General features: G+C 72.4%; 23 protein-coding genes. 6 read left to right on the top strand and 17 right to left on the bottom strand.

Features of this window, described 5'->3' with window-relative positions:
* Positions 1–77: 77 nt before the first annotated feature.
* Positions 78–1,508 (bottom strand): hypothetical protein, encoded by a 1,431-nt coding sequence (locus Sdagh_RS00465; RefSeq protein ID WP_189421675.1) that lies wholly within the window; start codon positions 1,506–1,508, stop codon positions 78–80.
* 268 nt (positions 1,509–1,776) lie between these two features.
* On the opposite strand from Sdagh_RS00465, the gene Sdagh_RS00460 reads away from it, so the two are divergent.
* Positions 1,777–3,594 carry a DUF8508 domain-containing protein gene (locus Sdagh_RS00460; RefSeq protein WP_190078013.1) on the top strand — a complete coding sequence of 606 codons (1,818 nt, stop codon included), beginning with the start codon at positions 1,777–1,779 and terminating at the stop codon, positions 3,592–3,594.
* 62 nt (positions 3,595–3,656) lie between these two features.
* Here the strand turns inward: Sdagh_RS00460 and Sdagh_RS00455 are convergent, their stop codons facing one another.
* The 14 genes from Sdagh_RS00455 to Sdagh_RS00390 all read right to left on the bottom strand — a co-directional run bounded on the left by Sdagh_RS00455 (position 3,657) and on the right by Sdagh_RS00390 (position 14,069).
* Positions 3,657–3,968 carry a DUF3618 domain-containing protein gene (locus tag Sdagh_RS00455; protein WP_189421673.1) on the bottom strand — a complete coding sequence of 104 codons (312 nt, stop codon included), beginning with the start codon at positions 3,966–3,968 and terminating at the stop codon, positions 3,657–3,659.
* Positions 3,969–4,083: 115 nt separating this feature from the next.
* Positions 4,084–4,305, bottom strand: a complete 222-nt coding sequence (locus tag Sdagh_RS00450) for a hypothetical protein (protein ID WP_189421672.1) — start codon at positions 4,303–4,305, stop codon at positions 4,084–4,086.
* Between the two features lie 90 nt (positions 4,306–4,395).
* Complete coding sequence (dapD, locus tag Sdagh_RS00445; protein WP_190078012.1) at positions 4,396–5,385, bottom strand: 2,3,4,5-tetrahydropyridine-2,6-dicarboxylate N-succinyltransferase; 990 nt, start codon at positions 5,383–5,385, stop codon at positions 4,396–4,398.
* Positions 5,386–5,440: 55 nt separating this feature from the next.
* Complete coding sequence (locus tag Sdagh_RS00440) at positions 5,441–5,980, bottom strand: TetR/AcrR family transcriptional regulator (RefSeq protein WP_190011546.1); 540 nt, start codon at positions 5,978–5,980, stop codon at positions 5,441–5,443.
* Positions 5,980–6,300: a DMT family transporter gene (locus tag Sdagh_RS00435; protein WP_189421669.1), complete on the bottom strand. Its 321-nt coding sequence runs from the start codon at positions 6,298–6,300 to the stop codon at positions 5,980–5,982. The genes Sdagh_RS00440 and Sdagh_RS00435 overlap by 1 nt, the downstream gene beginning before the upstream one ends.
* 49 nt (positions 6,301–6,349) lie before the next feature.
* Positions 6,350–7,342 carry a sulfotransferase family protein gene (locus tag Sdagh_RS00430; RefSeq protein ID WP_190078011.1) on the bottom strand — a complete coding sequence of 331 codons (993 nt, stop codon included), beginning with the start codon at positions 7,340–7,342 and terminating at the stop codon, positions 6,350–6,352.
* A gap of 136 nt (positions 7,343–7,478) precedes the next feature.
* Positions 7,479–7,811: a metal-sulfur cluster assembly factor gene (locus Sdagh_RS00425; RefSeq protein WP_030403776.1), complete on the bottom strand. Its 333-nt coding sequence runs from the start codon at positions 7,809–7,811 to the stop codon at positions 7,479–7,481.
* Positions 7,808–8,281, bottom strand: a complete 474-nt coding sequence (gene sufU / locus Sdagh_RS00420; protein WP_189421667.1) for a Fe-S cluster assembly sulfur transfer protein SufU — start codon at positions 8,279–8,281, stop codon at positions 7,808–7,810. Before sufU ends, Sdagh_RS00425 begins: the two co-directional genes overlap by 4 nt.
* A gap of 11 nt (positions 8,282–8,292) precedes the next feature.
* Positions 8,293–9,549, bottom strand: a complete 1,257-nt coding sequence (locus tag Sdagh_RS00415) for a cysteine desulfurase (RefSeq protein WP_189421666.1) — start codon at positions 9,547–9,549, stop codon at positions 8,293–8,295.
* The gene (gene sufC, locus Sdagh_RS00410) at positions 9,546–10,310 is read right to left on the bottom strand and encodes a Fe-S cluster assembly ATPase SufC (RefSeq protein WP_189421665.1); all 765 of its coding nucleotides are present in this window, start codon (positions 10,308–10,310) and stop codon (positions 9,546–9,548) included. Before sufC ends, Sdagh_RS00415 begins: the two co-directional genes overlap by 4 nt.
* Before the next feature lie 7 nt (positions 10,311–10,317).
* Positions 10,318–10,635, bottom strand: a complete 318-nt coding sequence (locus tag Sdagh_RS00405; protein ID WP_189421664.1) for a non-heme iron oxygenase ferredoxin subunit — start codon at positions 10,633–10,635, stop codon at positions 10,318–10,320.
* On the bottom strand, positions 10,632–11,822 hold the full coding sequence (gene sufD / locus Sdagh_RS00400) for a Fe-S cluster assembly protein SufD (protein WP_189421663.1): 1,191 nt from the start codon (positions 11,820–11,822) through the stop codon (positions 10,632–10,634). The genes Sdagh_RS00405 and sufD overlap by 4 nt, the downstream gene beginning before the upstream one ends.
* A 58-nt stretch (positions 11,823–11,880) precedes the next feature.
* A complete protein-coding gene (sufB, locus tag Sdagh_RS00395; protein ID WP_189421662.1) occupies positions 11,881–13,302 on the bottom strand; it encodes a Fe-S cluster assembly protein SufB in 1,422 nt (473 codons plus the stop codon).
* Positions 13,299–14,069, bottom strand: coding sequence for a helix-turn-helix transcriptional regulator (locus Sdagh_RS00390; protein WP_190078010.1), 771 nt, complete (start codon positions 14,067–14,069; stop codon positions 13,299–13,301). Before Sdagh_RS00390 ends, sufB begins: the two co-directional genes overlap by 4 nt.
* A 161-nt stretch (positions 14,070–14,230) precedes the next feature.
* Between Sdagh_RS00390 and Sdagh_RS00385 the strand changes: the two genes are divergently transcribed.
* The 5 genes from Sdagh_RS00385 (at position 14,231) to Sdagh_RS00365 (ending at position 18,500) form a co-directional block, all read left to right on the top strand.
* A complete protein-coding gene (locus tag Sdagh_RS00385) occupies positions 14,231–15,019 on the top strand; it encodes an AAC(3) family N-acetyltransferase (protein WP_190011548.1) in 789 nt (262 codons plus the stop codon).
* Between the two features lie 298 nt (positions 15,020–15,317).
* Positions 15,318–15,518 carry a type II toxin-antitoxin system VapB family antitoxin gene (locus Sdagh_RS00380; RefSeq protein ID WP_189421659.1) on the top strand — a complete coding sequence of 67 codons (201 nt, stop codon included), beginning with the start codon at positions 15,318–15,320 and terminating at the stop codon, positions 15,516–15,518.
* Between the two features lie 214 nt (positions 15,519–15,732).
* Positions 15,733–16,656: an ABC transporter ATP-binding protein gene (locus Sdagh_RS00375; RefSeq protein ID WP_189421658.1), complete on the top strand. Its 924-nt coding sequence runs from the start codon at positions 15,733–15,735 to the stop codon at positions 16,654–16,656.
* Positions 16,657–16,712: 56 nt separating this feature from the next.
* The gene (locus tag Sdagh_RS00370; protein WP_226534664.1) at positions 16,713–17,429 is read left to right on the top strand and encodes an ABC transporter permease; all 717 of its coding nucleotides are present in this window, start codon (positions 16,713–16,715) and stop codon (positions 17,427–17,429) included.
* Between the two features lie 48 nt (positions 17,430–17,477).
* Positions 17,478–18,500: a COX15/CtaA family protein gene (locus tag Sdagh_RS00365; protein WP_190078008.1), complete on the top strand. Its 1,023-nt coding sequence runs from the start codon at positions 17,478–17,480 to the stop codon at positions 18,498–18,500.
* On the opposite strand, the gene Sdagh_RS00360 is transcribed toward Sdagh_RS00365, so the two are convergent.
* A complete protein-coding gene (locus Sdagh_RS00360; RefSeq protein WP_190078007.1) occupies positions 18,455–19,195 on the bottom strand; it encodes a nucleotidyltransferase family protein in 741 nt (246 codons plus the stop codon). The genes Sdagh_RS00365 and Sdagh_RS00360 overlap by 46 nt on opposite strands.
* A gap of 78 nt (positions 19,196–19,273) precedes the next feature.
* Entirely contained in the window at positions 19,274–20,380 is a 1,107-nt protein-coding gene (locus tag Sdagh_RS00355; RefSeq protein ID WP_190078006.1) for an amidohydrolase family protein, read from the bottom strand.
* Positions 20,381–20,452: the final 72 nt, after the last annotated feature.

Raw genomic sequence — 20,452 nt, 5'->3', positions numbered from 1 at the left:
ACGACACCCCGGTACCCGCGCACGCGAATCCACCGCCGCGCCCGCCGCCCTGCTCGGCCCCCTTCGCCCCGGCCGCGTCAACTCACTTGCTGCGAGCGCGCCTTGAACGCCGCCTTGCGGGCCTCCTTGGCGATCTTCTTGTCGGGGTGCAGCCGCCCCATCGCCTCCAGGACGTCGGCGGTGGCCGGGTGGTCGACCCGCCAGGCGGTGGCGAAGAACCCGCTGTGCTGGGCGGCGAGCCCCTCCACCAGGGCGCGCAGTTCCTCGGAGTTGCCCTCGGCGGCGAGCTGCGCGGCCACCGTGTCGACGGTCAGCCAGAAGACCATGGACTCCGGCGGCGGGGGCACGTCCCGCGCCCCGTGCTCGGCCAGCCAGACCCGGGCCAGCCCGCCCAGCTCCGCGTCGTCGAGGACCTCGCGCAGCGCGGGCTCGGCGTCGGGCCCGACCAGGGCCAGCGCCTGCTGGCAGCGCAGCCGGCGCAGCGGCGCCCCGGCGTCCGTGCCGCGCGCCGCGGCCAGCAGTTCCCGGGCGGCGGCGAGGGCGTCGCGGCGGGCCAGCCAGCCCTCGGTCTCGGCGTGCGCGGCGGCCGGCGGGTACCCGGCCGTGCCGTCGAGCAGCACGTCGGCGCCTTTGTCGGCGAGGTCGCCGACGGCCGGGGCGGTGAACCCGGCCTCCAGCAGCCGGGCCCGCAGCCCGTACAGGCCGAGCGGGGTCAGCCGCACCATGCCGTAGCGGGCGACGTCGGTGTCGTCGACGGGCGCGGCGGGCTCCTCGTCGGTGTCGGTCATCAGGGCCTCGTCCACCGGCCGGTAGGCGACGAGGCCGATCGGCTCCAGCAGCCGGAACTGGTCGTCCAGCCGCATCATCGCGTCGGAGACCTGCTGGAGCACGTCGTTGCTGGGTTCCCCCATGTCGCCGGGGATCAGCACCGACGCGGCGAGCGCGGGCAGCGGCACCGGGGCGTCGCCGGTGGCGTCCTCACCGACGGTGAGGAGGTAGAGGTTGCCGAGCACCCCGTCGAGGAACGCCGCCTCGGCCTCGGGGTCCCAGTCCAGGGAGGACAGGTCCAGCTCGCCGTCGCTCTCGGCCACCGCGTCGACCAGGGCGCCGAGGTCGGGGGCGCTCGCGTCGGCGAGCACGGTCTCCAGGGCGGCGAGCCACACGCCGAGCACGTCCTGCGGGGAGCCGCCGGTCAGCAGGGCGAGGTCCGCGCCCGCCCGGACGGAGCCCCGCTCCTCGTCGACGATCTCGACCAGCCCGGCGTCCACGGCGACCCGCCAGGCCCCGCCCGCGTCCGCGGCGGCCTGCTCGCCGTCGAGCCCGAGCGCCTCGGCCGCCGCGCCGAGCTGCTCCTCGGCCAGGTCCCCGCCGGCCTCCACCCGGGTCCCGGGACCGGCCCAGCGGGCCAGCCGGACGGCCCGGGCGAACAGGGGGGCGGCGAGCGCTTCGCGGGCCAGCTCCGCTTCGGGGTGGAGCCGCGCGGGCGGCAGGGTGGAGCTGTCTGACATGGGCTGTTATCTCCTCGCGCGCCTCGACGGCCGTACGGCCACCTGGACGCCGTACGGCTCAGCCGCTCAGCCTAGACGGGTTTCCACCCATGCCGCCCGGTTCATCTCCCCGTCGGCCGTCGTACATGGCCGAAACCTTGACAACGGCCGTGGCCGCGCAGGAGATTGACGCGCGTAGAAACAGGGGGGCACAAGTGTTCACTCAGGCATGCGCGCGCCCCCTCCTCCCGCTCCACGGCGCCTGAATCCACGTCCCCGGAGGGACCCCATGCCGAGCAAGTCGTCCGCGCGTCTCGCCGCGCTCACCGTCGCCGCCGTCTGCTCCGCGGCGTCCGCCCTCGTCCTCGTCCCGTCCGCGCACGCGGCCTCCGCGCGCGTCCACGACATCCAGGGCACCACCCGGCTCTCCCCGTACGCCGGTCAGCAGGTCACCGACGTGACCGGCGTCGTCACCGGCGTGCGCGGCTACGGCTCGTCCCGCGGCTTCTGGATACAGGACCCGGCCCCGGACGCCGACCCGGCCACCAGCGAGGGTGTCTTCGTCTTCACCGGCTCCGCCCCGAAGGTCGCCGTCGGCGACGCGGTCACCGTCTCCGGCACCGTCACGGAGTACGTCCCCGGCGGCGCCTCCTCCGGCAACCAGTCGCTGACCGAGATCACCCGGCCCACGGTCACCGTGGTCTCGTCCGGCAACACGGTCCCGGCCGCGACCCGGATCACCGCCCGCTCGGTGCCGGCCGCCTACACCCCGGAGGCGGCCGGCGGCTCGGTCAACTCCCTGCCGCTGCGCCCGTCCCGGTACGCCCTGGACTTCTACGAGTCCCTGGAGGGCATGAACGTCCAGGTCGCCGACGCCCGCGTGGCCGGCGCCACCGACCCGTACACCGAACTGTGGGTGACGGTGAAGCCGAAGGAGAACCCGAGCGCCGGCGGCGGCACGGTCTACCGCTCCTACGACTCCCAGAACACCGGCCGGCTCCAGATCCAGTCCCTGGGCGCGGTCGCCGACTTCCCCGAGGCGACCGTGGGCGACACCCTCACGGGCACCACCGCGGGCCCGCTGGACTACAACCAGTACGGCGGTTACACGCTGGTGGCGAACGAGATCGGCGCCCTGCGCGACGGCGGCACGGAGCCCGAGACCACCAGGGCGGCCCAGCGGGGCGAGCTGGCGGTGGCGACGTACAACGTCGAGAACCTGGACCCGTCCGACGCCACCTTCGCCGCGCACGCGGCGGCCATCACCCGCCATCTGGCCTCGCCCGACATCGTGTCCCTGGAGGAGATCCAGGACGACAACGGCGCCACCGACGACGGCACGGTCACCGCCGGCGCGACGGTGACGAAGCTGATCGACGCGATCGTCGCGGCGGGCGGCCCGCGCTACGACTGGCGCTCGGTCGACCCGGCCGACGGCGAGGACGGCGGCGAACCCGGCGGCAACATCCGCCAGGTGTTCCTGTTCGACCCGGAGCGGGTCTCCTTCACCGACCGCGCGGCCGGTGACGCCGGCACCGCGACCGGCGTCACGAGGATCCGCGGCAAGGCGGCGCTCACCCACTCCCCCGGCCGCGTCGACCCGGCGAACGCCGCCTGGGAGAACAGCCGCAAGCCGCTCGCGGGCGAATTCGTCTTCCGCGGCAGGACCGTCTTCGTCATCGCCAACCACTTCGCCTCCAAGGGCGGCGACCAGGGCCTGACCAGCCAGTACCAGCCCCCGGCGCGCGGCTCGGAGATCCAGCGCCACCTCCAGGCGGCGGCCGTCAACACCTTCGTGAAGGACATCCTCGACACCCAGAAGAACGCGGACGTCGTCACCCTGGGCGACATCAACGACTTCGAGTTCTCCACGACCGCCCGCCTCCTGGAGGACGGCGGCGCCCTGTGGTCGGCGGTCAAGTCCCTGCCGCGCGCCGAGCGGTACTCGTACGTCTACCAGGGCAACAGCCAGGTCCTGGACCAGATCCTGATCAGCCCGTCGATCCGGCACGCCGGCCGCTTCACGTACGACAGCGTGCACATCAACGCCGAGTTCCCGGACCAGATCAGCGACCACGACCCGCAGGTGCTGCGCTTCCGCCCGTAAGGGTCACACGGGCCGGGGACTCCACTGTCCCCGGCCTCGCGCTCCCGTCAGGTCCTCCACCGTCAGCGACGCCCCCGCCGCAGCACCCCCGCCGCGACGACCGCCCCCGCCACCGCCCCGGCGACCAGCACCGGCCGGGACCGGGGCAGCCCGGCCCGGCTCGCCCGGTCCTGGACGGTGTGCCCGGCCTGTGCGGCGCTGCTGCGCAGCTGCACCGTCAGCGCACCGGCCTTGTCCCGCAGATCCGCGGCGCGGGCCTGCGCCCGCCCCTTCACGTCCACGCGGCCGGCCGGTGCCCCGCCCCGGCCACGCGCCCGAGCGATCTGCCGCCGCAGCTCATCGGGCCCCTTGACCCCGGCCTGCCGTTCCGTCATCGACGCGTCCTCCCTCGTCCACACGCCTGCGCCCCCTGGGTACCCCGCCCGAACCCGTTCACGCGGCCCCCGCCGGGACCGCGCGACGGCCCCGGCGCTCACCGGCGGGCGGAGGTCACCCCCAGCTGTACCCGTCCCCGAACAGCAGCGTGTGCTCCAGGACATCCTCCAGCGGGTCGTCGATCTGCCCTACGTTGACGAGCCCGACCCGGGGCCCGTTGTGCGAGGCGGTGTTGGTCTCGTCCGCGTGCGCGACCCCCGGCAGCCAGCAGGCCACCGCCACGGCCCCCGCCCCCGTCACCCACCGCGCCACGACCTTCGCCCGCTCGTTCCTCATACCAGACCTCGTTTCGTCGGTTCGGCCTCTGATCGGACTGAAACGCCCACCCGTTCATCTGCCGAACCCACGCGAAGGTCACGGTCGTGATCAGTTGTGACTGTGCAGTACGTCGTTCAGTCCGCCCCAGACCGCGTTGTTCGGCCGGGCCTCCACCGCGCCCGTCACCGAGTTGCGGCGGAAGAGGATGTTGGACGCGCCGGAGAGGTCGCGGGCCTTGACGATCTCGCCGTCCGGCATCGTCACGCGCGTGCCGGCGGTGACGTAGAGGCCGGCCTCGACCACGCACTCGTCGCCGAGGGCGATGCCGACGCCCGCCTCGGCGCCGATCAGGCAGCGCTCGCCGATGGAGATGATGACGTTGCCGCCGCCGGAGAGGGTGCCCATCGTGGACGCGCCGCCGCCGATGTCCGAGCCGTCGCCGATGACGACGCCCGCGGAGATGCGGCCCTCGACCATCGACGTGCCGAGCGTGCCGGCGTTGAAGTTGACGAAGCCCTCGTGCATGACCGTGGTGCCCTCGGAGAGGTGCGCGCCGAGGCGGACCCGGTCGGCGTCGGCGATGCGGACGCCCTTCGGGGCGACGTAGTCCGTCATGCGCGGGAACTTGTCGACCGAGGTGACCTGGAGGTGGAGGCCCTCCGCGCGGGCGTTGAGACGGACCTTCTCCAGGTCGTCGACGGCGACCGGGCCCAGCGAGGTCCAGGCGACGTTGGCCAGGTGGGCGAAGATCCCGTCCAGGTTCTGGCCGTGCGGCTTGACCAGGCGGTGGGAGAGCAGGTGCAGCCGCAGGTAGACGTCGTGCGCGTCGATCGGCTTCTCGTCCAGGGAGGCGATGACCGTACGGACCGCGACCACCTCCACGCCCCGGCGGGTGTCCGGGCCGACGGCGGCGGTCGCGCCGCCGCCGAGAAGCCCGGCGGCCTGTTCGGCCGAGAGGCGCTCGGTGCCCGACCGGCCGGGCCCGTCGACCAGTTCGGGCGCGGGGAACCAGGTGTCGAGAACGGTGCCGTCGGCGGCGATCGTGGCGAGGCCGGCGGCCACGGCACCGGTGGTGCGGGAAGCAGTCGTGTCGGTCATGGGGGAAACCTAACCGGCCGGGCGCGGCGAGGGCGAACCAGCCCTCACCCGCGTCTCACGTGCCGAGCACCCGGGCCAGCACGTCCCGCGCGTACTCCTCGTCGTACGGCGCGCCGGTGAGCAGTACCTGGAGGCAGATGCCGTCCAGGAGCGCGACCAGCGCCCGCCCGGTGACCGGGTCGACGCGCCGGGAGAGCAGGGCGGTCACCCCGTCCGCCCACTCCGCGGCCACCGGGCGCAGGGCGGGCCGGCGCAGGGCGGCCAGATACAGCTCGTACTCCAGCTCGACGCCCGTGCGGTCGCCGGCCAGCCACTCGCCGAGGACGCGGGCGAGCGCGGCGGGCAGGTCGACGGCCGGGTCCGCGAGGGCCGGGTGGGCGGCCAGCACCTCGGCGAACCCCTCGTTCGCCTGCCGCAGCGCCGCGACCAGCAGGTCGTCCAGCGTGGCGAAGTGGTACGTCGTGGAGCCGAGCGGTACGTCCGCCTCGGCGGCGACGGTGCGGTGGCTGAGCCCCGCGATGCCCGCGCGCCCCACGACCCGGATCGCCGCGTCGATGATCCGCTGCCGGCGGCCCGGATCGTGCCGGCGGGGCATCAGTGCGCCCCACCGAGATTGAGCACCACCACGCCGAGGATGATCAGCGCGATACCGGCGGCCTTGACCGCGGTCATGCCCTCCCCCATGAAGAGGACGCCGATGCCGGCGATGGCGGCGGTGCCCAGGCCGGACCAGATGGCGTAGGCGGTGCCGACCGAGAGCGTCTTCAGCGTCTGGGCCAGCAGCGTGAAGGAGACGAGGTACCCGGCCACGGTGAGCAGGGACGGCACCAGCCGGCTGAAGCCCTCGCTGTACTTCATGGCGGTGGTGCCGGCGACCTCCGCGGCGATGGCGCCGACGAGCAGCAGGTATCCCATGCGGAGGAGCGTACACAGCGTCGTGTACGGGCGTACACATGAGGGCTCGTCAGATGCCGGCCGGCAGCGCGGCGACCGGGCCCGGTTCGCGCAGCCGGGTCCGCCGGTCGCGCAGCCGGCGGCGGGCGTGGGCCGCGCGGCGCAGCGCCGACACCCGGCGGTAGCGCAGCAGTTCGGCCGGGTCGGGGCGGATCGCGCCGCTCGGCTCGTACCCGGCGTGGAGCAGCCGGTCGCCGAACGCGGCCTCGCAGAGCCCGATCTGGTCGGGGGTGAGCCGTCGCCGCCAGGTGCCGGCGCGGGCGGCGTCCGGCGCGCTGCGGGTGTGGCGGTGCCAGGTCTTGCGCGCGGGCACGGCGAGGCCCGCGAGCCGGTGCGGCGCGGTCATCGCCGGGTCGTACTCCTCGCCCAGGTAGGCGCAGAGGCCGCGCAGGACGGGCTCGGGGCCGGTCAGGAGGTCCTCGTAACGCAGCTCGTGCCAGCGTTCCGGGCCGAGGCGGCGGGCGTGGCGGCGGGTGGTGTCCATGACCTGCGCCCAGGTGGCGACCGCCTCGTGGAGGCCGGCGTGCCACCACGGCATCCCCAGCAGCGAGGCGACGCAGTCCCGTCCGTCGCGGACGAGGTGCACGAACTGGGCGTCGGGGAAGAGCCGCAGGATCTCGGGGACGTGCAGGGCGTACGCGGGGCGCTTGTCGCCCCAGCGGGCCTTGCCGTGCCGCTCGGCGTACGCCCGCAGCGGCACCCCCAGCGCCGAGCCGAGGGTGGGCGGCCCGTCGGTGATGCGGGCGGCCACCGTGTCCGCGTCCAGGCCGAGTTCGTCGAACCGGGTCTCCCGGCGGGTGGTGATCCACTCGGCCAGGGCGGCCCGGCCGGCACACCGGCGGAGGTCGCCGAAGCTCAGCCGCCGCTCGTACGCCGGCAGCACGAACCGGTTCTCCGGCGGCAGCGCGATCCTCGGATGCGCGTGCAGCATGAGCTGGAGCAGGGTCGTGCCGGACCGGGGACAGCCGAGCAGGAAGACGGGGCGGGCGGGGGCGGTGCTCATCACCCGCGCACACTGCCACCGGCGGCTGAGGACGGGCTGGGAGGAGGGGGAGAAAGGGATGTGAAACGGCTGGCGGCCCCCGGCGCGGTGCACCGGGGGCCGCCGGCCGTGGAACGGCGTCGGTCGTCGGACGGCGTCAGACGTTGAAGCCGAGCGCGCGCAGCTGCTCGCGGCCGTCGTCCGTGATCTTGTCCGGGCCCCACGGCGGCATCCAGACCCAGTTGATGCGCAGCTCGCTGACGAGGCCGTCCGTGGCGGACTTGGCCTGGTCCTCGATGACGTCGGTCAGCGGGCAGGCCGCCGAGGTCAGGGTCATGTCGACGGTCGCGATGTTCGCGTCGTCGACGTGGATGCCGTAGATCAGGCCCAGGTTGACGACGTCGATGCCCAGTTCGGGGTCGACGACGTCCATCAGGGCCTCACGGAGTTCCTCCTCCGAGGCCGGCTTCATCTCCACGGTCTCGCTCATGCCGTCTTCCTTTCGGCGTCGGTGCCGGCGCCGTCCAGCGCCTGGGCCGTCGCGTCCTTCCACGCCATCCAGCTGAGGAGGGCGCACTTGACCCGGGCCGGGTACTTGGAGACCCCGGCGAACGCGACCGCGTCCTCCAGGACGTCCTCCATCGCGTCGTCCGGCTCCAGCTTGCCCTTGGACTGCATCAGCTCCAGGAAGGTCTCCTGGATCTTCTGCGCCTGGGCGAGGTCCTTGCCGACGAGCAGGTCGTTCAGCACGGAGGCCGACGCCTGGCTGATGGAACAGCCCTGGCCCTCGTACGAGACGTCCTGGATCGTCGTGCCGTCGTACTTCACTCGGAGGGTGATCTCGTCACCGCACGTCGGGTTCACATGGTGTACCTCGGCGTCGCCATCGCGCAGACCACGCCCGTGCGGGTTCTTGTAGTGGTCCAGGATGACTTCCTGGTACATGGAGTCCAGCTTCACGCCTCAGCCCCTCATCCGAAGAAGTTCCGTACGTGCTCCAAGCCGTCGACCAGGGCGTCGATCTCGGCCGGCGAGGAGTACAGATAGAACGACGCTCGGGTGGTCGCGGGAATTCCGTAGCGGAGGCAGACGGGCCGGGCGCAGTGGTGGCCGACCCGCACCGCGATGCCCTGCTCGTCGAGGACCTGGCCCACGTCGTGCGGGTGGATGTCGCCGAGGGTGAAGGAGATCGCGGCGCCGCGGTCCTCGGCCGTGGTGGGGCCGATGATCCGCAGGTCCGGGACCTCCAGCAGGCGCTTCACCGCGTACTCGGTGAGGGCCTGCTCATGGGCGAGGATCTTGTCCATGCCGATCGAGGCGAGGTAGTCGATCGCCGCGCCGAGCCCGACCGCCTGCGCGACCGGCGGGGTGCCGGCCTCGAACTTGTGCGGTGCGGGCGCGTACGTCGACGAGTGCATCGACACCGTCTCGATCATCTCGCCGCCGCCGAGGAACGGGGGCAGGTCCTCCAGGAGTTCCTGGCGGCCCCACAGGACGCCGATGCCGGTCGGGCCGCACATCTTGTGGCCGGTGAAGGCCACGAAGTCGGCCTGGAGGGCCTGCACGTCCAGCGGCATGTGCGGCGCGGCCTGGGAGGCGTCGATGCAGACCAGGGCGCCGACCTCCTGGGCGCGGCGGACGATCGCCTCGACCGGGTTGTGGGTGCCGAGGATGTTGGAGACCAGGACGAAGGAGACGATCTTCGTCTTCTCCGTGATGATCTCCTCGATGTTCGACAGGTCCAGGCGGCCGTCGTCGGTGAGGCCGAACCAGCGGAGCTTCGCGCCGGTGCGCTGCGCGAGCAGTTGCCACGGCACGATGTTGGAGTGGTGCTCCATCTCCGTGATGACGATCTCGGTGTCGGAGTCCACGCGGTAGGGCTCGTCGGCCCAGCCCAGCATGTTCGCGACGAGGTTGAGCGACTCCGAGGCGTTCTTGGTGAAGACCACCTCGTCCCGGGAGGGCGCGTTGATGAACTCCGCGACCTTGTCGCGCGCGCCCTCGTACAGTGCCGTGGCCTCCTCGGCGAGGACATGCACGCCGCGGTGGACGTTGGCGTTGTAGCGCTCGTAGTACTCGCTGAGCGCGTCGAGCACCTGGCGCGGCTTCTGCGAGGTCGCCGCGTTGTCCAGGTACACCAGCTTGCGTCCGTCGTGGACCTGGCGGTCCAGGATGGGGAAGTCCTTGCGGATCGCCTCGGTGTCGAGGAGGCCCGGCAGCTGTGTCACTCGGATGCGCCACCCTTCGTGTAGGCCTCGTAGCCCTCGTTCTCCAGCTTGTCGGCCAGCTCGGGGCCGCCGGACTCGACGATCCGGCCGCCGGCGAAGACGTGGACGTGGTCGGGCTTGATGTAGCGCAGGATGCGCGTGTAGTGCGTGATCAGCAGGGTGCCGACCTCGCCGCTCTCGCGGACGCGGTTGACGCCCTCGGAGACGACGCGCAGCGCGTCGACGTCCAGGCCGGAGTCGGTCTCGTCGAGGACGGCGATCTTCGGCTTGAGCAGTTCGAGCTGGAGGATCTCGTGGCGCTTCTTCTCACCGCCGGAGAAGCCCTCGTTGACGTTGCGCTCGGCGAAGGCGGGGTCCATGTTGAGGCGCTCCATGGCCTCCTTGACCTCCTTCACCCAGGTGCGCAGCTTGGGGGCCTCGCCGCGGATGGCGGTGGCGGAGGTGCGCAGGAAGTTGGAGACGGAGACACCGGGGACCTCGACCGGGTACTGCATGGCGAGGAAGAGGCCGGCGCGGGCGCGCTCGTCGACGGACATCTCGATGACGTCCTCGCCGTCGAGGGTGACGGTGCCGCCGGTGATCGTGTACTTGGGGTGACCCGCGAGGGAGTAGGCGAGGGTCGACTTGCCGGAGCCGTTGGGGCCCATGATGGCGTGCGTCTCGCCCTGCTTCACGGTCAGGTCGACACCCTTGAGGATCTCCTTCGTGGCGTTGTCGGCCTCGACGGTGACGTGCAGGTCTCGGATTTCAAGCGTTGCCATGGGTGCCTCAGGACTCCTGGGTGAGGGAGACGAGCACGTCGTCCCCTTCGATCTTTACGGGGTATACGGGGACGGGTCGCGTCGCCGGAAGACTGTCGGGCTTGCCGGAGCGCAGGTCGAAGCGCGAGCCGTGCAGCCAGCACTCGATGTGGCAGTCGTCGACCTCGCCCTCGGAGAGGGAGACGTTCGCGTGCGAGCAGATGTCGTTGACCGCGAACACCTCGCCCTCCGTGCGGACGACGGAGACCGGCGTGCCGTCGAGTTCCACCCGCTTCGGGGTGTCCTCCTCCAGCTCGTCCAGCCCACAGACGCGTACGTAGGTCATGCGACCGACGCCTCCAGCTCCTGCTCGATCTTGGTGAGCAGGCGCTCCTCGATGTCCGGGACACCGATCTGCTGGACCAGCTCGGCGAAGAAGCCGCGGACCACCAGGCGGCGGGCGTCCAGCTCGGGGATGCCTCGGGCCATCAGGTAGAAGAGCTGCTCGTCGTCGAAGCGGCCGGTGGCGGAGGCGTGGCCGGCGCCGACGATCTCGCCGGTCTCGATCTCCAGGTTGGGGACCGAGTCGACCCGCGCGCCGTCGGTGAGGACGAGGTTGCGGTTCATCTCGTAGGTGTCGGTGCCCTCGGCCTTGGCCTCGATGAGCACGTCGCCGATCCAGACCGCGTGCGCGTCCTGGCCCTGGAGCGCGCCCTTGTAGACGACGTTGGACGTGCAGTGCGGCACGTTGTGGTCGACCAGGAGGCGGTGCTCCTGGTGCTGGCCCTTGTCGGTGAAGTAGAGGCCGAACAGCTCGGCCTCGCCGCCGGGGCCGGCGTACCGGACGCGCGGGTGGAGGCGGACGACGTCGCCGCCGAAGGTGACGACGACCGACTTGAAGGAGGCGTCGCGGCCGATCAGCGTGTTGTGCTGGGCGACGTGGACGGCCTTGTCGTCCCAGTCCTGGACGGAGACGACGGTGAGCTTGGCGCCGTCACCGAGGACGTAGTCGACGTTGGCGGCGAGCACCGCGTCACCGGTGTGGTCGATGACGACCACGGCTTCGGCGAACGCGCCCAGTTCGATCACCTGGTGGGCGTAGGCGACCCCGCCCTGGCCGTGCACGGCGATCCGGATCGGCTCGGTGAGCACCGTCTCCTTGGGGACGGTGACGACCGAGGCCCGCTCGAACGCCGAGTACGCCTGGGCGGCGACGCGGTCCACCGGGGTGCCGGCCGTGCCGAGCCGCGCGTCGTCCCGGCCGACGGTCTCGACGACGACGCCCTCGGGGGCCTCGATGTCGGCCTTGACGCCGTCGCCGGTGGCGGTGGCGGTGCCGTCGTGCAGGCCGCGCAGCCGCTCCAGCGGAGTGAACCGCCACTCCTCCTCGCGGCCGTGCGGGACCGGGAAGTCGGCCACGTCGAAGGACGGGGGCGCGCTCATGCGGGTGGCGACGGTCGAGTCCGCCTCGGCGGCCACCGCGATCGCACCGGCGGTGGTGGAGCCCACCGGGATGTTCTGAGCCTCAGCCATGGCTGTCGTAGTGCTCGCTTTCCGTTACGTAAGGGGCTTCAGGGGCGCGGGGCGGGGGTCAGCCGACCGCGCCTTCCATCTGCAGCTCGATCAGCCGGTTGAGTTCGAGGGCGTACTCCATCGGCAGCTCCTTGGCGATCGGCTCGACGAAGCCGCGCACGATCATCGCCATCGCCTCGTCCTCGGAGAGGCCGCGGCTCATCAGGTAGAAGAGCTGGTCCTCGGAGACCTTGGAGACGGTCGCCTCGTGGCCCATGGACACGTCGTCCTCGCGGACGTCCACGTAGGGGTAGGTGTCCGAGCGGGAGATGGTGTCCACGAGCAGCGCGTCGCACAGCACGTTGGACTTGGAGCCGGGGGCGCCCTCGCCGATCTCGATCAGACCGCGGTAGGAGGTACGCCCACCGCCTCGCGCCACCGACTTGGAGACGATGTTCGAGGAGGTGTTCGGAGCCATGTGGACCATCTTGGCGCCGGCGTCCTGGTGCTGGCCCTCGCCCGCGAAGGCGATGGACAGGGTCTCGCCCTTGGCGTGCTCGCCCATCAGGTAGACGGCCGGGTACTTCATCGTCACCTTGGAGCCGATGTTGCCGTCGATCCACTCCATGGTCGCGCCCTCGTACGCCACGGCGCGCTTGGTGACCAGGTTGTAGACGTTGTTCGACCAGTTCTGGATGGTCGTGTAGCGGCAGCGGGCGTTCTTCTTGACGATGATCTCGACGACCGCGGAGTGCAGGGAGTCCGACTTGTAGATCGGCGCCGTGCAGCCCTCGACGTAGTGCACATAGGCACCCTCGTCGACGATGATCAGGGTCCGCTCGAACTGGCCCATGTTCTCGGTGTTGATCCGGAAGTAGGCCTGGAGCGGGATCTCGACGTGCACGCCCTTGGGCACGTAGATGAAGGAGCCGCCGGACCACACGGCCGTGTTCAGCGCGGCGAACTTGTTGTCGCCGGCCGGGATGACCGTGCCGAAGTACTCCTTGAACAGCTCCGGGTGCTCCTTGAGCGCCGTGTCGGTGTCCAGGAAGATGACGCCCTGCTCCTCCAGGTCCTCGCGGATCTGGTGGTAGACGACCTCCGACTCGTACTGGGCGGCCACACCGGCGACGAGGCGCTGCTTCTCGGCCTCCGGGATGCCCAGCTTGTCGTAGGTGTTCTTGATGTCCTCGGGCAGGTCCTCCCAGGACTCCGCCTGCTTCTCCGTGGAGCGCACGAAGTACTTGATGTTGTCGAAGTCGATGCCGGAGAGGTCCGAGCCCCAGTTCGGCATGGGCTTCTTCTCGAAGAGCTTCAGGCCCTTGAGGCGGAGCTTGGTCATCCACTCCGGCTCGGACTTCTTCGCGGAGATGTCGCGGACGACGTCCTCGTTGATGCCACGCTTGGCGGAGGCGCCGGCCGTGTCGGAGTCGGCCCAGCCGTATTCGTACTTGCCCAGGCCGTCGAGCTCGGGGTGGGCAGTCTCCGTGGGGAGCGTCATGCGGGGTTCCTCCCGGCCGTGCTTGCAGAAGCGATATCGCTGATCTTGGAAAACTTGTGGGACATCTCCGGGGAACCCTTGGGGGCGTTCCTGGGGATGAACGTCGTGCAGACGCCGTCGCCGTGCGCGATGGTCGCCAGCCGCTGTACGTGCGTACCGAGCAGCTCCGCGAAGAATTCCGTCTCCGCCTCGCACAGCTGCGGGAACTTCTCGGCGGCGTGCGCGACCGGGCAGTGGTGCTGGCAGAGCTGCTCGCCCTGCTCGGGGCGGGGGGCGCTGCGCGCGGTCGCGGCGTACCCGTCCGCGCTCAGGGCCTTGGCCAGTGCTTCCGCGCGCCGCTCCGGGGGTGCCGCCTCGACCGCCTTGCGGTACGCGCCGGACTGCGCGGCGATCCGGGCGCGGGCGAAGGCGGCCACCGCCTGCTCCCCGCCCTCGCGCTCGGCGATCCAGCGCAGCGCGTCCACGGCGAGCTTGTCGTAGGACTGGTCGAAGGCGTCCCGGCCGCAGTCGGTGAGGGCGAACACCTTCGCGGGCCGCCCGCGCGTGCGCGTGCCGTAGATCCTGCGCTCCCGGGGTTCCACCACATTGTCGCCGGTCAGCGCGTCGAGGTGACGGCGGACGGCGGCCTGGGTGAGGCCGAGGCGGGTGGCCAGCTCGGCGACGGTCGACGGCCCGTGGTCCAGGATGGACCGCGCGACCCGGTTGCGCGTGGAACGCTCCCCGGTCGCCAGCTCCTCCTGCTGGGATGCTTCGCCGACGTTTTTCACAACGCCATTGTTGCGTAATTACTCGGAGCCCGGCAAGCGGCGTCCGGGCGGCCCCACGGTGCCGTACGTCACTTAGGTTTACCTAATCTGACCTGCGAAAACGATCATTGGTCGATCAAAGACGGTAGCGTACGCCCCGTCGCTCGGGGACACTCGCGAACATGCCCGCACCCGCCCCCACCGGCCCACTCGTCACTCGCGGCGCCCTCGCCGCCGGCCTGCGCGCCCTGGGCGTGCGCGACGGCGAGACCCTGCTCGTGCACTCCTCGCTCCGCTCCCTCGGCTGGGTCTGCGGCGGCGCCGTGGCCGTGGTCCAGGGCCTCCTCGACGCGCTCGGCCCGGATGGCACGCTGGTCGTGCCGACCCAGACCGCCGACCTCTCCGACCCGGCCCTGTGGCAGGACCCGCCGGTGCCCGAGGAGTGGTGGCCGACGATCCGCAACGCCATGCCCCCGTACGACCCCGCCACCACCCCGAGCCGAGGCGTCGGGGTCGTCCCGGAGACCGTACGGACCTGGCCGGGCGCCCTGCGCAGCGCGCATCCGCAGACCTCGTTCGCGGCGGTCGGCCCGCGCGCCGCCGAGGTCGTGTCCGGGCACGCCGCCGACTGCCGGCTCGGCGAGCGCAGCCCCCTGGCCACGCTGGAGCGCACGGGCGCCAGGGTCCTGCTCCTCGGCGCCGGCTACGGCTCGTGCACCGCCTTCCACCTGGCCGAGTACCGGATACCGTCGCCGCTGGTCGAGGTGGGCCGGCCGGGCCCGTACGGCTGGGAGCGGGTGACCGAGGTGTCGATCACCTCGGACCGCTTCGACGAACTGGGGCACGACTTCGAACGGGACCGGCCCGTCGTCCGCGGGACGGTCGGCGCGGCGGACGCCCGGCTCTTCCCGGTGGCGGACGCGGTGGCCTACGCCGAGCGCTGGCTCGCACTGCACCGGCCCCGGGACTAGCGCCTGTCGTTCGGATCAGGTCGCGGGGAATCGGCTGTGCCTTCCTCGCGCCGGTGAGCGGGGCCTGGTGCGTGCGGACGCAAGGCGGAGGAGGGAGTCGACGCGGAGCGCCGGCGAGTGACGACAACGCGGCAGGTGCGCGTGCCAGGCCCCGCGTCCGCGGCGTGATCCGAACGACAGGCCCCAGCGCGGCATCGAGCGACGTCGCCCTGTTGCCGTCCCGTGGCCATCGAACCGGAGCGCAACCAGTGGCTGCCGTACGCCTGTAGAGTCCCGGCTCGACGAAGGGGGGCCGCCCGTGGCCAAGGTCAACATCAGTCTCGATGCCGAACTGGTGGTGGAAGTGATGGTCCTGGCCGGGGTCGGATCGCCCCAGGACGCCGTCGAAGCGGTCGTGCGTGACTACATCGCCCGGGGGCACCGCACCGAGGCACGCACCGAACTCACAGAGCAGAGCCTGCGCGAGGTCGAGGCCACACCGCAGGAGCCCCAAGGCTGACCACGGGACCGCGTGACATCGCTCCGGCTCAACGTCGTCATCGACAGGGCGGACGTTGCCTGGCGCGGCACCGGACACTCGCGCCGCGCCGGCCCCGGGACCAGCTCCGGACAGAGAAAGCCGCCCCCGGCCCCCCCCTGCCGGAGAACCCGTGCGGAGGACAGCCCGCACCCCCGCGCCCGGTCCGGCGCGGCCGTACCTAGACTCGTGACCCATGCGAAGCGAGCCCGTGGTCCAGGTCCAGGCCCTGGTGAAGCGGTACGGCACGAAGACCGCGGTGGACGGCCTCGACCTGGTGGCCCGGACGGGCGTGACCGCCGTCCTCGGTCCCAACGGGGCGGGCAAGACGACCACGGTCGAGACCTGCGAGGGGTACCGGCGGCCGGATTCCGGCACGGTCCGCGTCCTGGGCCTCGACCCCCTGCGCCAGGCCGCCGAGCTGCGGCCCCGGGTCGGGGTGATGCTGCAGTCCGGCGGCGTCTACTCCGGCGCCCGCGCCGAGGAGATGCTGCGGCACGTCGCCAGGCTGCACTCCCACCCGCTGGACGTGGACGCCCTGATCGAGCGCCTCGGCCTCGGCTCCTGCGGCCGGACCGCGTACCGCCGGCTCTCCGGCGGCCAGCAGCAGCGGCTCGCCCTGGCGATGGCCGTGGTGGGGCGCCCCGAGCTGGTCTTCCTGGACGAGCCGACCGCCGGACTCGACCCGCAGGCCCGCCGCGCCACCTGGGACCTGGTCCGCGACCTGCGCGCCGACGGCGTCTCGGTCATCCTCACCACCCACCACATGGACGAGGCCGAGCAGCTCGCCGACGACGTCGCCATCATCGACGCGGGCCGGGTCATCGCCCAGGGCTCGCCCGACGAGCTGTGCCGCGGCGGCGCCGAGAACACCCTGCGCTTCACCGGCCGCCCCGGCCTGGACGTGGCGAGCCTGCTCAAGGCGCTCCCGGCCGACTCCGCCGCGGCCGAGCTGACCCCGGGCGCGTACCGGGTCACCGGAAAGATCGACCCGCAGCTGCTGGCGACGGTGACCTCGTGGTGCGCCCAGCACGGGGTGATGCCGGACCGGATCTCGGTCGAGCGGCACACCCTGGAGGACGTCTTCCTGGAACTGACCGGCAAGGAGCTGCGCCCGTGACCGCCACCCCCGCCGGGACGTACGCGCCGAGGCCCGGTGCCGCGCCCCTGCCCCGCATGATCGCCGCGCAGGCCGTGCTGGAGACGAAGATGCTGCTGCGCAACGGCGAGCAGCTGCTGCTGACGGTGATCATCCCGACGCTGCTCCTCGTGCTCTTCAGCTCGGTGGACATCATCGACACCGGGGCGGGCGAGTCCGTCGACTTCCTCGCCCCCGGCGTCCTGGCGCTCGCGGTGATGTCGACGGCGTTCACCGGCCAGGCCATCGCCACCGGCTTCGAACGCCGTTACGGAGTGCTGAAGCGGCTGGCGTCCTCACCGCTGCCGCGCTGGGGCCTGATGACCGCCAAGACGCTGTCCGTGCTGGTCACCGAGGTGCTCCAGGTCGTCCTGCTCACGGTGATCGCCTTCGCGCTGGGCTGGTCCCCGCACGGCGACCCGTTCGCCGTGCTCCTGCTGCTGGTCCTCGGCACGGCGGCCTTCTCCGGCCTCGGACTGCTGATGGCCGGCACGCTGAAGGCCGAGGCGACGCTGGCCGCCGCCAACCTGGTCTTCCTGCTGCTGCTCGTCGGCGGCGGCGTGATCGTGCCGCTGGACAAGTTCCCGGCCGCCGCGCAGGACATCCTGGGCCTGCTGCCCATCTCCGCGCTCTCCGACGGACTGCGCGACGTCCTCCAGCACGGCGCCGGGATGCCCTGGGGCGACCTGGGCGTCCTCGCCGTATGGGCGGTCGCGGGACTGGCGGCGGCGGGGAAGTTCTTCCGCTGGGAGTAACCCGGCGGCGGTACCCCTCGTGAAAGAGTGCACAAGCACCCCCCTACGATGGACCGCGTGCCAAACGTGACCCGCGACGACATCGCAGCCGCCGTGCGCAACCCGCTCGCCTTCATCGCCGCGCGCTGGACCCCGCGGCCCCGGACCGTGCAGCGGTCGGCCCTGTCCGCCCTCGTGATGGCGGTGATCATCGTCGGCACCGGCGGCGCCGTCCGGCTGACCGGCTCCGGCCTGGGCTGCCCGACCTGGCCGAAGTGCACGGACGAGTCGCTCACCACCACCAGCGAGATGGGCTTCCACGGCGTCATCGAGTTCGGCAACCGGCTGCTGACCTACGTGCTGTGCGCGGCGGTCGGCTGGGCGATCATCGCCGCCCGGTCCGAGAAGCCGTACCGGCGCTCGCTGACCCGGCTCGGCTGGGCACAGTTCTGGGTCGTGATGGGCAACGCGATCCTCGGCGGCATCGTCGTCCTGGTCGGTCTGAACCCGTACACGGTCGCCGCGCACTTCCTGCTGTCGACCGCGCTGATCGCGGTCGCGACCCTGATGTGGCAGCGCACCCGGGAGGGCGACGCGGCACCGCGCCCCCTGGTCGGTGCCTCCGTCCAGCAGCTGGTGTGGGTGCTCACCGGCGTCACCGTCCTGCTGATCGCGGTCGGCACGGTGGTCACCGGCGCCGGTCCGCACGCGGGTGACTCCAGCGAGGTCCCGCGGATGCCGTTCGACTGGGAGACGGTCAGCAAGGCGCACGCCGTGCTGGCGTGGGTCGTGGTGACGCTGACCTTCGCCCTGTGGTTCGTGCTGAAGGCCGTCGACGCGCCCAAGGGCCCGCTGGCCCGCACCCGCGACCTGTTCCTGATCCTGCTCGCCCAGGGGGTCATCGGGTACGTGCAGTACTTCACCGACCTGCCGGAGGTCCTCGTCGGCGTGCACATGGTCGGCTCGTGCCTGGTGTGGATCGGCGCCCTGCGCGTCCTGCTGGCGCTGCGCGAGCGTCCGGCGGGCCCGGCCGACGCGCTGCCGGTTCAGGAGTACGGCGCGACCAGCGTGTCGATCGCCGGGCCCAGGTAGGCGCGGGTCAGCGCGGCCCGGCGCGCGAGCCACTCCTCGGTGGGCGGCGCGGGATCGCCGTAGCGCCGGGCGGTGATGTCCTCGACGACCTCGGCGGGGGCGCCCAGCCGGGGCAGTTCCGCAAGGGCCTCCCGCTTCGAGATCAGCCGGCCGTCCCGCAGGGTGACGGTGGCGCGGGCGAGGACCAGCAGGCCGAGGTCGACCCACACGTCCTCCCGCCACAGCGCGGGACGGGACACGACCGGCCGCCAGTACTCCCGCATGTTCCGCACGATGTACCCGGCGAGTTCCGCGTCCGGCACCGGCGGCAGCAGACCGGCGGGCGGGCGGCCGTGCAGCACCCGGCCGAAGGAGTGCAGCTCCCGCCGGGTGACCGGGGTGACCGTACGGCGGTAGAGCTGCTCGTGGGCCCAGGTCAGGTGGCGCCGTTCGGCGTCGGCCGCGCTGCCGGGGGCCAGGTAGGAGCAGTGCAGCTTCGCGGCCAGCGGCTCGGCGCGCAGCCGGGCGTGCAGCAGGGCGAGCCGCCACACCGTCCGGGCCGCCGGTGGCTCCCGCAGGACCGCGATCAGGTCGAGGTCGCTGCGGCCCTCCTGGTAGTCGCCGCCGGCCAGTGACCCGTGCGCCCAGACGGCGACGGGGTCCAGCGGCGCGAGGCCGGTGAGGAAACGGTCGAGCAGGGCGTCGGTCTGCCGCATCCGCCCAGTCTCGGTGCGCGCCGCCGTTCTGTACACCGGCTTTCCGCACCCCTTGTCCGCCCCGGGTCACCGGCTTCCTCACCGCAGCCGGTACACCCGCTCCGCGTTCCCCGACGCGATCAGGCCCGCCACCCGCCGGGCGTCCCCGAGCGACCACGCCCCCTCGGCCACCCAGGTGCCGAGCACCCGGCCGAGGACCTCGCGGAACAGCCGGGCGCCGACGACGTGCAGCTCGGGCAGGCCCCGGCCGCCGCTGGAGAAAAGGATCTTGCCGAAGGGGGCCAGCTCCAGGATCTCGGCGAGGACGGTGGCGGCGCGGGCGCCGGTGCGGACCAGGGCGGCCCCGGAGTCGGCGTAGACGTGCGGGAAGACACCGGCGAGGTGGGCGGCGTGCCGGTGGTACGGATAGCCGTGCAGCAGCACCAGGTCGGTGCCGAGACCGGCGGTGGCCCGGACGAAGTCGGTGAGCAGCACCGGGTCGGTGCGGTCGGTGTGCCGGCCGGGTTCGCCGAGGCCCGCGTGGAGCTGGAGCGGCAGTCCGGAGGCGACGGCGGTCCACAGCAGGTGGCGCAGGAGCACCGGGTCGCTCAGCTCGCCGCCGACCGGCCGGGCGGCCAGCCAGCGGCCTGCGGCGCCGCGCACCGCGCCCGGCTCCGGCGGTTCGGGGGCCAGCGCCAGGCCGTGCCGCAGGGCGGCGACGGTGGTGAAGGCGGCGGCGTGGGCGGCGGCCCCGTGCACCGCCTCGGCGAGATTGGCGAGGAAGGACTCCACCGTGCCGGAGGTGTCGGCCACCTGCTCGGCCAGCGGTTCGAGCCGCACGACCTCATGGGCGTCGGCCCCCGCCGCCGCGGCGATCTCGGCGGGTCCGGTGAGGTCGCCGGGCGGCCCGGTGTCCACCAGGTAGGTGGTGATGCCACTGCCGCGCAGCAGCCTGCGGTCCGCCTCCAGCACACCCAGTTCGCGACGCCGGGCGAGGTAGCGGGCCGGCGGGCAGTGCGGCTCCAGGCCGAGCAGGGGCGGACACCAGCGGCGTACCGCGAACCCGGTCTGGGTGTCGAACAGGGTGGTGCCCGGCGCGGGCGGCCCCTCGGTACGGCCGAGCTGGGCCTCGAAGGTGCCGAGACCCAGCTCGGTGCGGAGGACGCCGTGGCAGTACTGGTCCACCAGGGACGGCGTGTCGATCATCCGGGCTCCCCGTGTGGACGCCGTGCTGCTGCTCACGAGTCCTAACGGGTGAACCGGGTCCCAGGTGATGCC

It is taken from the genome of Streptomyces daghestanicus (assembly GCF_020521275.1).
Lineage (GTDB): Bacteria > Actinomycetota > Actinomycetes > Streptomycetales > Streptomycetaceae > Streptomyces > Streptomyces griseoviridis.
The sequence above is the reverse complement of the archived record's forward strand: the minus strand, read 5'-3'. Positions and strand labels throughout refer to the sequence as shown.